14 protein-coding genes and 1 tRNA gene are annotated in these 13282 nt (G+C 55.9%); 3 read left to right on the top strand and 12 right to left on the bottom strand.

Annotated elements, in window-relative coordinates:
• Nucleotides 1-111: 111 nt before the first annotated feature.
• Nucleotides 112-945, top strand: a complete 834-nt coding sequence (locus AB7E14_RS11195) for a DUF4942 domain-containing protein (protein WP_428169525.1) — start codon at nt 112-114, stop codon at nt 943-945.
• Nucleotides 946-1048: 103 nt separating this feature from the next.
• Here the strand turns inward: AB7E14_RS11195 and AB7E14_RS11190 are convergent.
• A tRNA-Ile gene (locus tag AB7E14_RS11190) sits at nt 1049-1124 on the bottom strand.
• A gap of 125 nt (nt 1125-1249) precedes the next feature.
• On the opposite strand from AB7E14_RS11190, the gene mug reads away from it, so the two are divergent.
• Nucleotides 1250-1756 carry a G/U mismatch-specific DNA glycosylase gene (gene mug, locus AB7E14_RS11185; RefSeq protein ID WP_042998198.1) on the top strand — a complete coding sequence of 169 codons (507 nt, stop codon included), beginning with the start codon at nt 1250-1252 and terminating at the stop codon, nt 1754-1756.
• Between the two features lie 46 nt (nt 1757-1802).
• On the opposite strand, the gene rpoD is transcribed toward mug, so the two are convergent.
• The 3 genes from rpoD to rpsU form a co-directional block, all read right to left on the bottom strand.
• Nucleotides 1803-3647, bottom strand: a complete 1845-nt coding sequence (gene rpoD / locus AB7E14_RS11180) for an RNA polymerase sigma factor RpoD (RefSeq protein ID WP_042998197.1) — start codon at nt 3645-3647, stop codon at nt 1803-1805.
• A 233-nt stretch (nt 3648-3880) separates the two neighbouring features.
• Nucleotides 3881-5626: a DNA primase gene (gene dnaG / locus AB7E14_RS11175; protein WP_044265580.1), complete on the bottom strand. Its 1746-nt coding sequence runs from the start codon at nt 5624-5626 to the stop codon at nt 3881-3883.
• Nucleotides 5627-5858: 232 nt separating this feature from the next.
• Complete coding sequence (gene rpsU / locus AB7E14_RS11170; RefSeq protein ID WP_001144069.1) at nt 5859-6074, bottom strand: 30S ribosomal protein S21; 216 nt, start codon at nt 6072-6074, stop codon at nt 5859-5861.
• A 227-nt stretch (nt 6075-6301) separates the two neighbouring features.
• Between rpsU and tsaD the strand changes: the two genes are divergently transcribed.
• Nucleotides 6302-7315, top strand: coding sequence for a tRNA (adenosine(37)-N6)-threonylcarbamoyltransferase complex transferase subunit TsaD (tsaD, locus tag AB7E14_RS11165; RefSeq protein WP_042998195.1), 1014 nt, complete (start codon nt 6302-6304; stop codon nt 7313-7315).
• Nucleotides 7316-7438: 123 nt separating this feature from the next.
• On the opposite strand, the gene ureG is transcribed toward tsaD, so the two are convergent.
• The 8 genes from ureG to AB7E14_RS11125 form a co-directional block, all read right to left on the bottom strand.
• Nucleotides 7439-8056, bottom strand: coding sequence for an urease accessory protein UreG (gene ureG / locus AB7E14_RS11160; protein WP_316962882.1), 618 nt, complete (start codon nt 8054-8056; stop codon nt 7439-7441).
• A 9-nt stretch (nt 8057-8065) separates the two neighbouring features.
• Nucleotides 8066-8740, bottom strand: coding sequence for an urease accessory protein UreF (locus AB7E14_RS11155; RefSeq protein WP_042998194.1), 675 nt, complete (start codon nt 8738-8740; stop codon nt 8066-8068).
• Nucleotides 8740-9198: an urease accessory protein UreE gene (gene ureE / locus AB7E14_RS11150; RefSeq protein ID WP_042998193.1), complete on the bottom strand. Its 459-nt coding sequence runs from the start codon at nt 9196-9198 to the stop codon at nt 8740-8742. Before ureE ends, AB7E14_RS11155 begins: the two co-directional genes overlap by 1 nt.
• Nucleotides 9199-9207: 9 nt before the next feature.
• Nucleotides 9208-10911, bottom strand: a complete 1704-nt coding sequence (gene ureC / locus AB7E14_RS11145) for an urease subunit alpha (protein WP_042998192.1) — start codon at nt 10909-10911, stop codon at nt 9208-9210.
• Complete coding sequence (locus AB7E14_RS11140; RefSeq protein WP_044328096.1) at nt 10904-11224, bottom strand: urease subunit beta; 321 nt, start codon at nt 11222-11224, stop codon at nt 10904-10906. Before AB7E14_RS11140 ends, ureC begins: the two co-directional genes overlap by 8 nt.
• Nucleotides 11225-11233: 9 nt before the next feature.
• On the bottom strand, nt 11234-11536 hold the full coding sequence (locus AB7E14_RS11135; protein WP_042998190.1) for an urease subunit gamma: 303 nt from the start codon (nt 11534-11536) through the stop codon (nt 11234-11236).
• A gap of 9 nt (nt 11537-11545) precedes the next feature.
• Nucleotides 11546-12370: an urease accessory protein UreD gene (locus tag AB7E14_RS11130; RefSeq protein WP_252869630.1), complete on the bottom strand. Its 825-nt coding sequence runs from the start codon at nt 12368-12370 to the stop codon at nt 11546-11548.
• A 124-nt stretch (nt 12371-12494) separates the two neighbouring features.
• Nucleotides 12495-13282: DASS family sodium-coupled anion symporter (locus AB7E14_RS11125; protein ID WP_428169524.1), on the bottom strand; the 788-nt coding region annotated here is incomplete at its 5' end.

Raw genomic sequence — 13282 nt, 5'->3', positions numbered from 1 at the left:
TTTTCGAGCCTCATTCCTGATTTTTACCTCTGAACTTCCCACCTTTTTTATTCATCGCATAATGCGCCTGCCACTCCCGACAGGCGTGTTTGCTTTTATGGACGATTAACGATGCAAACAGAACCCGACGTGTTGACGGAACACAATGAGCTCATTCTTTCGACCAGTATCGAACGTGTAGTCACTGGGCGCGATTCCGCACTTAAACAAATCGCACAACTCATTCAGCAGCTTGATGCCATTTCACGGCTAACCTCAGAAATTGGCGGTGGTATAGCGCAAGACTGGGCGATGAAGTCCGGGCACCGCTACGATAGCTGGCTGACTGAGAAGGCTGATAAAGCGATGCCTGCCGTCACCCGCAATATAGATCGCAGCATCTGGCGCGATTTGATGCTGAAGTCCGGCATGATGGCATTGATGGACGCACAGGCTCGCGACCAGTGGCATAAGAACCTCGAGGAGGGCGACCTTCCTGCTATCAGCGAGGCGAATATTCTCAGCACCTTTGAGCAGTTACATCTGAACAAAATGGATGTCTTCGAACGTGGCATGATCAACGTGTTCAAAGGTCTGTCGTGGGATTATAAAACCAATAGTCCCTGTAGCTTTGGTAAAAAGATCATCGTCAACAATCTGGTTACGCATAACCGCTGGGGATTTAGTCTGAACTGGGGCTGGCGTCGGGATCAACTGGCGGATCTGGAGCGAATGCTGTTTCTGCTGGATGGTAAATCCATCCCTGACAACCGGGGTGATATCTCTACCCGATTGATGGAGCATATTCGTGATAATCCGGCTAAGGACGTTTACGAAGATGAGTTATTCAGAATTTGTTACTTTAAGAAGGGAACCGCACACATTACTTTTAAGCGGTACGATCTGACAGAAAAGATGAATGATATCGTGGCGAAGCACTATCCGGGGATGCTGGCAGCGAGATGAAGAGGGGGAGGGTAGCAATTCCTTACCTGACCCATTACCTGACCCAATTCGTATAAAACGAAAAAGGAGCCAGACGATTTCTCATCTAACTCCTTGTTTTGTCTGGTGGCCCCTGCTGGACTTGAACCAGCGACCAAGCGATTATGAGTCGCCTGCTCTAACCACTGAGCTAAGGGGCCGTGGCGGTGAATTATAAAGTAACTCCTGCGCGCAATCCAGCCATAACCGTACGTATGCTGTTTTATTAAACAACGTATTTTCAATCCGTTATACTTTTCTCATGACGTATCGTTGTGAGGTATTCATGGTAAAAGATATTTTAGCGCCGGGGCTGCGGGTCGTGTTCTGCGGCATCAATCCGGGGCTCTCTTCTGCCGGGACGGGGTTTCCGTTTGCGCATCCGGCAAACCGTTTCTGGAAAGTGATTCATCAGGCCGGTTTTACCGATCGCCAACTCAAACCGGAAGAAGCAGAACACTTGCTGGATTTTCGCTGTGGTGTGACCAAACTGGTCGACAGACCGACGGTGCAGGCTAATGAGGTTTCGCGTAAAGAACTGCATGATGGTGGGCGTCAACTGATTGCCAAAATTGAAGATTATCAACCGCATGCCCTGGCGATATTAGGTAAGCAGGCGTTTGAACAAGGCTTCAGCCAGCGCGGCGTAGAGTGGGGAAAGCAGAGCATAACGATTGGCGCAACGCAGGTGTGGGTGTTGCCGAATACCAGCGGACTGAGCCGTATTACCCTGGATAAACTGGTGGAAGCCTTCAGAGAACTGGATGAGGCGCTGATCGTGCGCGGAATGTAAAAAAAACGCCACCGGGAAGGTGGCGTTTGCAGTTTATGCGACGGGATTAATCGTCCAGGAAGCTACGCAGGACTTCAGAACGGCTCGGGTGACGCAGTTTACGCAGTGCCTTCGCTTCGATCTGACGGATACGTTCGCGGGTCACGTCGAACTGTTTACCTACTTCTTCCAGCGTGTGGTCGGTGTTCATATCGATACCGAAACGCATACGCAGGACTTTCGCTTCACGCGCGGTCAAACCGGCCAGTACGTCGTGTGTTGCTGCACGCAGGCTTTCGGTGGTCGCAGAATCCAGCGGCAGCTCGAGGGTAGTATCCTCGATGAAATCACCCAGATGCGAATCTTCATCGTCACCGATCGGGGTTTCCATGGAGATCGGCTCTTTAGCGATCTTCAGCACTTTACGGATCTTGTCTTCCGGCATCAGCATGCGCTCGGCCAGCTCTTCCGGCGTCGGCTCGCGACCCATCTCTTGCAGCATCTGGCGAGAGATACGGTTGAGTTTGTTGATTGTCTCAATCATATGCACCGGAATACGGATGGTGCGTGCCTGATCCGCGATAGAGCGGGTGATCGCCTGACGGATCCACCAGGTTGCGTAGGTGGAGAACTTGTAACCACGACGGTATTCGAACTTATCAACCGCTTTCATCAGACCGATGTTGCCTTCCTGAATCAGATCCAGGAACTGCAGACCACGGTTGGTGTATTTCTTGGCGATAGAGATAACCAGACGTAAGTTGGCTTCAACCATCTCTTTCTTCGCACGACGCGCTTTCGCTTCGCCGATGGACATACGACGGTTGATGTCTTTGACCTGCTCGATAGTCAGGCCGGTCTCTTCTTCAATCTGTTGCAGTTTCTGCAGGCCACGGTGAACGTCATCGGCCACATCGTGCAGTTTTTCGGACCACGGTTTGTTCATCGCGATAGCTGCGTTGAACCAGGTTTCACTGGTTTCGTTGCCGGTGAACAGGGTGATGAAGTTCTTCTTCGGCATTTTGCACTGCTCAACGCAGAGCTTCATGATCAGACGTTCCTGGGTACGAACCCTGTCCATCATGACGCGCATGCTGTTCACCAGGTAGTCGAACTGCTTCGGCACCAGACGGAACTGTTTGAACACTTCAGACAGCTTCAGGATCTCGGCCTGAGCATCGGCGTGGCTACGACCTTTCGCTTTGATGGTGTCACGCGTGACTTCGTACTGCGTACGCAGTTCACCGAACTTCTCGCGCGCCAGCTCAGGGTCAATGCTGTTGTCGTCATCGCTGCTGTCGTCGTCTTCTTCCTCGTCTTCGTCCTCGTCGTCATCCAGGTCTTCCTGAGACAACTCAGAGCCGACGTGAGTGGCGGTCGGCGCCAAATCTTCTTCCGCGTTCGGATCAACAAAACCAGTGATCAGATCGGACAGACGGGCTTCTTCAGCCTCAACACGATCGTACTGCTCAAGCAGATAGGTAATGGCTTCTGGATATTCGGCAACGGAGCACTGAACCTGATTGATCCCGTCTTCGATGCGTTTCGCAATATCGATTTCGCCTTCGCGGGTCAACAGTTCAACGGTACCCATTTCACGCATGTACATGCGAACCGGGTCAGTGGTACGACCGATTTCAGACTCTACGCTGGACAGAACTTGCGCGGCCGCTTCTTCCGCGTCTTCGTCGGTACTGGTGGTGTTTTCAGCAAGTAGCAGATCATCGGCATCCGGTGCTTCTTCCATCACCTGAATACCCATGTCGTTGATCATTTGGATGATATCTTCAATCTGATCTGAATCGACGATATCTTCCGGCAGATGGTCATTGACCTCGGCATAGGTCAGATAGCCTTGCTCCTTACCACGGGTGACAAGAAGCTTCAGCTGTGACTGCGGGTTTTGCTCCATAAGACGGTATCCACACTTAATTCGTTTGATTAGCGTCAGCAAGCCGTTGCTGCCAACATTTAAAGCGAGGGCGTACTTATATTTGTGCCGCTGCCTCTCAGTGCGGCTGTCGGGGGCTTCCCGATCGCTATTCGGCACTTAAGCCGTTAAATAGTTCATCCTTCAAGTTGTCTCTGCGCTAGCGGCGTTCTCTTGCTGCCTTGATACAACTCGAATGATTTTGTCTGCTTCAATTATTTCTTCGCCAGTTCCTGGTTCAATGTCCAGAGTTCCCGGCGTTCTTCGTTGCTTAAACCGTGTGTGCGCTCGCGGGCAATTAGCTCTTCCTGGCGCAGCTCAAGCATCGAATCAAACATATGGTTGAGTGAGTCGGTGAAGGTTTTTTCAGCAATATCCTTATCTGCTATATCGTCCCACATCGACAGTTTTTCAAGGGTGGCCGCATCATTTGTGCCACGATAGTGTTCTAAAAGCTGTCCGGTAGTCAGCCCGGGCTGGGACAAACACGTGTTGACCAGTTCGGCAAATAAACCAAGTCCGGGCAGTTTATTCTGATCCAGACCGCTTAACGGCGGCACCAGCGGCGCCAGTTCCGGATTTTGCACCAGCAGTCCTATCAGTATACGCATGGTCGTGCGTTTTAGCTGCGGAGCGGGTCGGGAAGCCCCACTTTCAGACAATTTTGGCATCAATCGTTCAAGTTGGCTGTCATCCAGAATGCCAAGCTTGTTTCCCAATTCCTGGCGCAGATAAATGCGCAGCGTTTCACCCGGTACCTGTGTGATGAGCGGCAGCGCCAGCGTACTCAATTGCGCACGCCCGTCTGGAGTGCTCAGGTCCACCTGTGGCAGCAGGCTATTAAACAAAAACGCGGAGAGCGGCAGGGCCTGCTCCATCCGGGCTTCGAATGCCTCTTTCCCCTCTTTCCGCACCAGCGTATCGGGGTCTTCGCCATCAGGTAAAAACATAAAGCGTAGCTGACGACCATCTGTCATGTACGGCAAAGCGGTTTCCAGCGCGCGCCAGGCGGCGTCTCGTCCTGCCCGGTCACCGTCATAACAGCATATGACGTTGTTCGTGGCGCGGAACAGGAGCTGGATATGATCGGCGGTAGTTGAAGTACCCAGCGAAGCCACGGCATAGTTAATGCCATACTGCGCCAGCGCCACCACATCCATATAGCCTTCCACTACTAACAGACGTTGCGGATCGGCGTTATCCTGCTGCGCTTCATAAAGGCCATACAGTTGGCGACCCTTATGGAAAATATCGGTTTCCGGGGAGTTAAGGTACTTCGGCAGGGCATCACCCAGCACACGACCACCAAAACCTATCACCCGACCACGCTTGTCGCGGATGGGGAACATCACCCGTTCGCGGAAGCGATCGTAACTGCGTCCCTGATCGTTGGTGACCAACATGCCCGCATCCACCAGTGACTGGCGATTTTCGCTATTGCCGCCAAACCGTTTCAGGACGTTGTCCCAACCGGGGGGCGCAAAGCCAATAGCAAAACGCGCGATCACTTCACTACTGAGTCCTCGCTTTTCCAGATACTGGCGCGCAGGGGTAGCGGCGGGTTGCATCAGAGATTGCTGATAAAACGTGTTCAGGCCATCCATCAGTTGATAAAGGCTTTGCCGTTGATGGCGCTCTATCTGGCTGGGACCTGTGCCTGCTTCAAACGGGACGTCAAGATTATGCATGGCCGCCAGTTCTTCGACGGTTTCCACGAACTCGAGCTTGTCGTAGTTCATCAGGAAGTCGATGACGTTGCCGTGCGCGCCGCATCCGAAGCAGTGATAAAACTGTTTTTCACCGTTTACGGTGAAAGAGGGGGTTTTTTCGTTATGGAACGGACAGCACGCATGATAATTCTTGCCCTGCTTTTTCAGCTTTACCCGCGCGTCGATGAGATCGACGATGTCGGTTCGTGCCAGCAGGTCATTGATAAATACGCGTGGGATTCGTCCAGCCATATGCCCCGTTTATTTTTTATGACTCATATACACAAAATCATTCAGGTTGCATCAAGGCGGCAAAAGAGCGAATCCTCAGGAACGTACATCAGTACGCGACTGGGGTGAGCGAGCGCAGAGGCAGCTTGAATGATGACGTATATAAACGAAAATAAGCCGCGCATTCCTTTCGGAAGCACGGCCTTACAACTACAACTCGGTCTGAATCGAGAGCCTCAGCCCCCGACAGAGATTAGTACAGACGAGTGCGGCGTGCGTTTTCGCGAGCCAGTTTCTTCGCGTGACGTTTCACAGCAGAAGCTTTAGCGCGTTTACGTTCGGTAGTCGGTTTTTCATAGAACTCACGACGACGAACTTCCGCCAGAACGCCTGCTTTCTCGCAGGAACGCTTGAAGCGACGCAGTGCTACGTCGAACGGCTCGTTTTCACGTACTTTAATTACCGGCATGTAACTCTCACCTTTAATAAATTCGGTTTGCCGCTGGCATCAGCGCCAGCTTATTTCAAAATGGTGCGGAATTTTACTGCAATTGCTGCTGCTTTGTAAAGCACCGATGCGATTTTGAAAGGGACTTTTATAAGGGGGGAGAGTATACACGAAATCGGGAGTGAGGGTATACATCTCCCCGCATTCGACCTACACTGCGCGGTAATAAAGTGAGGTAGAAACAAGTCATGCGTGTACTGGGAATTGAAACATCCTGCGATGAAACCGGCATCGCCATTTACGACGATGAAAAAGGTCTGTTAGCCAACCAATTGTATAGTCAGGTGAAATTACATGCTGACTACGGCGGGGTCGTGCCTGAACTGGCCTCCCGCGATCATGTCCGCAAAACGGTGCCGTTGATCCAGGCGGCGCTGAAAGAGGCGGGACTGAGTGCAAAAGAGATTGATGCGGTGGCGTATACCGCAGGACCGGGTCTGGTTGGCGCGCTGCTGGTCGGTGCAACCGTCGGTCGTTCTCTGGCGTTTGCGTGGAATGTGCCCGCTATCCCCGTACACCACATGGAAGGACATCTGCTGGCGCCAATGCTGGAAGATAACCCGCCGGAATTCCCCTTCGTGGCGCTGTTGGTGTCGGGGGGACATACCCAGCTTATCAGCGTGACTGGTGTCGGACAGTATGAACTGCTGGGTGAGTCGATTGATGATGCCGCCGGTGAAGCGTTCGATAAAACCGCCAAACTGCTGGGGCTTGACTATCCAGGTGGTCCGATGCTGTCGAAAATGGCGTCGCAGGGCACCGCTGGACGTTTTGTTTTCCCACGGCCCATGACCGATCGCCCGGGGCTGGATTTCAGCTTCTCCGGGCTGAAAACCTTTGCGGCAAATACTATCCGCAATAACGGCGGCGATGATCAAACCCGTGCCGATATCGCCCGGGCGTTTGAAGACGCGGTGGTGGATACGCTGATGATCAAGTGTAAACGTGCGCTGGATCAGACCGGCTTTAAGCGTCTGGTGATGGCAGGCGGCGTCAGCGCCAACCGCACGCTGCGCGCGAAGCTGGCGGAGATGATGCAAAAACGTCGTGGTGAGGTGTTTTATGCCCGTCCGGAATTTTGCACCGATAACGGGGCGATGATTGCCTATGCCGGTATGGTGCGCTTTAAAGCGGGCGCTACGGCGGATCTCGGCGTGACCGTGCGTCCACGCTGGCCGTTGGCGGAACTGCCAGCAGCTTAAGTAGGGTTTGTCCTGCCCGGTGGCGCTACGCTTACCGGGCCTACGAATCTATTCTCTGCATTTACCGGATCGACAAGACCGCAGGCCGGGCCAGGCGAAGCCGCCACTCAGCAATACACCGCATTACACCCGCAACATTCCTCTGTCTTCCAGAAACGCAATAATCGTCGCCAGACCGTCACCCGATTTCAAATTGGTAAATGTCCACGGGCGCTCGCCGCGCATGCGCAACGTATCGCGTTCCATCACCTCCAGCGACGCGCCGACATAGGGGGCGAGATCGGTTTTGTTGATCACCAGGAAATCCGATTTGGTGATCCCGGGTCCGCCCTTGCGCGGGATCTTTTCCCCTTCGGCGACGTCGATCACATAGATCGTCAGATCCGCCAGCTCCGGGCTGAAGGTAGCACTCAGGTTGTCGCCGCCGCTCTCGACAAAAATCAAATCCAGATTGCCAAATTTTTCGCTTAATGCTTCCACCGCAGCCAGATTCATCGAGGCGTCTTCGCGGATGGCGGTGTGCGGACAGCCGCCGGTTTCTACACCGACAATACGTTCCGGCGCCAGTGCGCCCGCTTCGGTGAGAATCCGCTGATCCTCTTTGGTGTAGATATCGTTGGTGACCACCGCCAGTTGCCAGTGATCGCGCATTGCTTTGCATAACGCTTCCAGCAGGGCGGTTTTACCGGAACCGACCGGGCCGCCTACGCCAACGCGCAGGGGATGTTTGTACTCACTCATTGTCTCTCCTCAGGAGCGAAATAAACGGCAATATTGGGTTTCATGGCGTGCAGAGGCGATGGCCGCCAGCGGCGTGGCGGAACCCAGACGGTCGTCCGGACACGCCAGCGCTTGCGCCATGCCTTTGGCGTATTGCGCGCAAAGTGAAATAATCAGCCGTTGCGCGGCCTGTTGGCCAAACGGCACCAGCTTGACGCCGGCCATCACGGCGCTCTCGATCCAGCTGTAGCCGAGCGTTAACGCCAGGTCATGCAGCGGAATGCGCCACTGCACGCCGAGCCAGGCCATACCGCAGAGCTGACTGTCGGCAAAACGTGCGCGCCATTGCTGCGGGCACTCTGGCTGCCAGTCGACCACCAGTCGGGTGAACGCGACACCCCGGCTACGTTCTTCTTCCCGCAGCTCGCGGGTTTCCCTGCAGGCCAGCAGATACGCGGTCCAGCGGCGTGCGGCGTCAATATCATCCTGCTCACAGGCGTGATACAGACGGGCAAACAGCGGCAGGTCGACGGTGAAAACGTTATTTTCCATCTGTCGGGTTTGCCAGCATTCGAAGGTGTCAACGCTGTTCACCCAGCCGGTTTCAACCGCCCACTCCAGCCCCTGGGACCAGGTAAACGAGCCCACCGGCAGGCTGCTGCTGGCGAGTTGCAGCAAACGCAACTGCTGTTGTGCGTCACGCATCAGTGCGCATGGCTGTGGTGATGGCCGTGGGATTCACCGGCATACGCCCCGGCCTCGGGCTCAAACGGCAGATGGGCAAAGGTCACCTCTAACCTGAACTGGCGCAGCATGGTGTCCAGAACGTGATCGTGGTGATAGCGCAGTTCGTCCGGCAAAATTTGCAGTGGGACGTGACGGTTGCCGAGGTGGTAGCAGGCTTTCGCAAGCAGGAACGGATCGGTGCAACGCACCACCGATACCGCTTCGCTGGCAGCGATAATTTCTACCACCTCCGTGCCATCTTCAGTGCTCAGGCAATCACCGCCGCGCAGCAGCAAGCCTCGGGGCAGCATCAGCCCCGCCTCGCGCCCGTCATTGAGCTGTACTTTCGCCCGGCTCTTCACGCGGATATCAATCGGCAGCGTCAGCGTGGCGGTGATGTGCGCTGGGGTGTCAACGCGTTGCGTCAATAACAGCATCTCGGCTCCTCAAAATAAAAAGTAACGTTGCGCCATCGGCAGAACGTCAGCGGGGTCGCTGGTAATGAGTTCGCCGTCGATGCGGACCTCGTAGGTCTGGGCATCCACGGTGATAGTCGGTTGCAGGCTGTTGTGGATCATGTCGGCTTTTTTCACCGTCCGGCAGCCTTTCACCACGGCGGTTTGGCTTTGCAAATTGAGCTGCTGTGCGACACCGTTTTCCACCGCCGCCTGCGACAGAAAGGTCAGCCGGGAATGATGACGCGCCGCGCCGAGCGCGCCAAACATCATGCGGTAATGCACCGGTTGCGGCGTGGGGATGGAAGCATTGATGTCCCCCATTGGTGCGCAGGCGATCATGCCGCCTTTCACGATCGTTGCAGGCTTCACGCCGAAAAAGGCCGGTGACCAGAGCACCAGATCCGCCAGCTTTCCGGCTTCAATGGAGCCGACTTCGTGAGCGATACCGTGGGTCAGTGCCGGGTTAATGGTGTACTTGGCGATATAGCGCTTCACGCGCAGATTATCGTTCTCCCCCGTCTCCTCGGCCAACGGACCGCGCTGGACCTTCATCCGGTGTGCCACCTGCCAGGTGCGCAGGATCACTTCTCCCACGCGCCCCATCGCCTGTGAATCCGATGAGGTCAGAGAAAACGCGCCAATATCGTGTAACACATCTTCGGCGGCGATGGTCTCCCGACGGATCCGTGATTCGGCAAAGGCCACGTCTTCGGCAATATCCGGATCGAGATGATGGCAAACCATCAGCATGTCGAGGTGTTCATCAATGGTATTGACGGTATAGGGCAGCGTCGGGTTAGTGGAGGAGGGCAGGATATTCGGATGCGCGCAGGCGGTGATGATATCTGGCGCATGCCCGCCGCCGGCCCCTTCGGTGTGAAAGGTGTGGATGGTACGATCGCCAATCGCCGCCAGCGTATCTTCGACAAAGCCTGACTCGTTCAGAGTATCGCTGTGCAGCGCCACCTGAATGTCCATCTCATCGGCCACGGTTAGCGCACAGTCGATAGCCGCAGGCGTCGCGCCCCAGTCTTCGTGAATTTTCAGGCCGATGGCACCGGCGGCAACCTGCTCGCGCAGTGCATCGGGGTGGGAGCCATTGCCTTTGCCCAGCAGACCGATATTGACGGGCAGCGTATCCGCCGCCTGTAGCATCCGGGCGATGTACCACGGCCCCGGCGTGCAGGTGGTGGCGTTGGTGCCGGCTGCCGGTCCGGTACCGCCGCCAATCATTGTCGTCACGCCGGAGACCAGCGCCTCTTCCGCCTGTTGCGGGCAGATCCAGTGAATATGGGTATCCACGCCGCCTGCGGTCACGATCTTGCCTTCACCGGCGATCGCTTCGGTGGCGACGCCGATCGGGATCGTTACGTCAGGCTGAATATCCGGATTCCCGGCTTTGCCGATGGCAAAGATCCTGCCGTCTTTAATGCCGATATCCGCTTTGATGATCCCCCAGTGATCGACGATCAGCGCGTTGGTGATCACCAGGTCCACGCATTCCTGAGACGGCATCTGTCCCTGGCCCATGCCATCGCGGATCACTTTGCCGCCGCCGAATTTCACCTCTTCGCCATAGGTGGTGAGGTCGTTTTCCACTTCGATCCACAGATCCGTGTCCGCCAGACGCACTTTATCGCCGGTGGTCGGGCCGAACATGTCGGCGTAAGCCTGCCGGGAAATCTCAGCCATGCTTCACCTCCAGCGCACCCATGACGTCGCCGCGAAAGCCAACAATACGCTGTGCGCCCGCCACTCGAACCAGTTCGACTTCTCGCTTTTGGCCCGGTTCAAAACGTACCGCCGTTCCCGCCGGAATATTCAGCCGAAAACCCAGCGCGGATTCGCGGGAAAAGCGGAGCGCCGGGTTGACCTCGTAAAAGTGGTAGTGCGACCCCACCTGAATAGGGCGATCGCCATGGTTTTCTATCACGATCGTGCGCGTTTCGCGCCCTGCGTTGATCGCAATGTTTCCCGCTGCGATCCGGTATTCGCCTGGAATCATGGGTTCTCCTTAGACGATCGGGCTGTGAACGGTGACCAGCTTCGAACCGTCCGGAAAGGTCGCTTCCACCTGGATGTCCGGGATCATTTCCGGAACGCCTTCCATCACCTGCTCACGGTTCAGAACGTGGCGGCCATCTTCCATCAACGAGGCGACGCTTTTACCGTCGCGCGCGCCTTCCATGATGAATGCGCTGATGAGCGCCACCGATTCCGGGTAGTTCAGTTTCAGACCCCGCGCCAGTCGGCGTTCTGCGACCAGCGCGGCGGTAAAGAGCAACAGTTTGTCTTTTTCTCTGGGGGTCAGTTCCATAAGCGTCTCTCAGGTTTGCCAGATGCGCGGCAGGTGCGGTGGCTTTTGGGTTAACAGCGGGCGTAAAAACTGCCAGATTTCGCGCATGACGCGCTGAACAATCAGGTTGTCGTCAGCCAGAAAACGAACCGTCAGCAGTGAGTCGACGAGCGTTGCCCCGGCATAATCACCGAGCGGAGCAAGACGTTCCCGCGCACCGTCGAGCATCTGTTCCGTAGCCGGATAGCAGAGCAGGGTACCGCACCACGGCTGGCTGGCGATGGCCGAGAGATCCCCATCCCTCAGCGTCAGGCGTTCAATGAGCAGCGGCTGCCCGTCGCGCCAGATCTCCAGACGGTTATGCAGCGTGCCGTGGCTGAACGTTTCTTGCATAACCGGTCTCCCGAGGCAGAGCAGATCCCAGCCCAGCAGGCGGCTTTCAGCGGTGAGATGAAATACGGAGCGGAGGCTGGCGTTAGCGCCGGGGAACAGGATCGTATCCTGCGGCAGCCATTCCAGCGTCGCGTTTGGGGCCAGCGTGAACGTCTGATGCAGGCACGCCTGTGGGCCTGCGCTACGATAAAACTTACCCGCGCCGGGCATGGTGATTAATACGTGACTGTCTTCGTCCAGCGTGACGGAAATGTGCAGCTCATCACCGCCGACAATTCCGCCGGGCGGGTGGAGTAAATAGAGGTGGCAAACATCGTCTTGCGGATAAAATGGCCGTTGAACCGTCAGGGGACCGACGTGGCGTGCGCGGGTGAGCACCGTTTTGTGCGCGGTATGGCTAAACCGCAGGTCGAGTTCGGCCTGCCAGCCCCGTGTCGGTGTCTTGTGCGCAAGGGTTTCCAGAGCGTTTCCCTTCTCAGCGTGAGGGTGTTTGCATAGCAAAAAGTATGCCTCAGCGCGGCGGGAAAACGGTCATATGAGACGCTTATGGAAAAAAAGGGGCGACAGCCCTGCCGCCCCAACGGGGTTAAAGCAAAACGAGAGGCATCCAGATAAGCCCGGTCGCCAGCAGCAGCACCAGGAAAATCAGGCCGAAAATTGCCCCCAGCCGCCAGTAATCCACGGTCGGCAGATAACCGCTGCCATAGTAGATAGGGCTTGGTCCGGTCGCATACGGAGTGAGAATGCTGCCCAGACCAATAGCCGCACCGACCATCAGGCAGAAGATCGGTAAGGGAATTTCCGGCATCGCCAGCGCGGCGGCGATCATCATCGGTGCCAGCGCGGACGTATACGCCGTGGCGCTGGCAAAGAAGTAACGCAACAGCCAGAACACCACAATCAGCGCGATCATCACCATCACCGGTGAGTAGCCGCTCAATCCGCTGGCCAGCAGTTTGCCAAACCAGGTGATAAAGCCGGTGTTGTTCAGTCCGGTTGCGAGGGTGATAAGCGAGGCCAGCCAGAAGAAGACGTTCCACGCCGATTTATTACTGACGATGTCATCCCAGGAGATGATGCGCAGCACCAGCATCAGGGCAACGACGCTGTAACCGACCATCGCGGCATCGATGTAGTCCCCACCGAAGATCCACAGCACCAGGGCGCCTACCATCAGCACCAGCATCTTTTTCTCACGTGAGCAGAGCGGCCCCATCTCTTTGAGTTCCGATTCCGCCCAGCGTGGCACCTGATCGCCCGACTTCAGCACGGGCGGATATAGCACATAGGCGAGCCACGGCACCAACAGAACCAGCAGAATGCTCAGCGGCAGCATGCCTAAGAACCAGACGCCCCAGCTCAGCGCCGTATGGG

The organism is Citrobacter sp., assembly GCF_050252275.1.
Classification (GTDB): domain Bacteria; phylum Pseudomonadota; class Gammaproteobacteria; order Enterobacterales; family Enterobacteriaceae; genus Citrobacter_A; species Citrobacter_A amalonaticus.
This window is presented reverse-complemented; position numbering and strand designations above follow the sequence as displayed.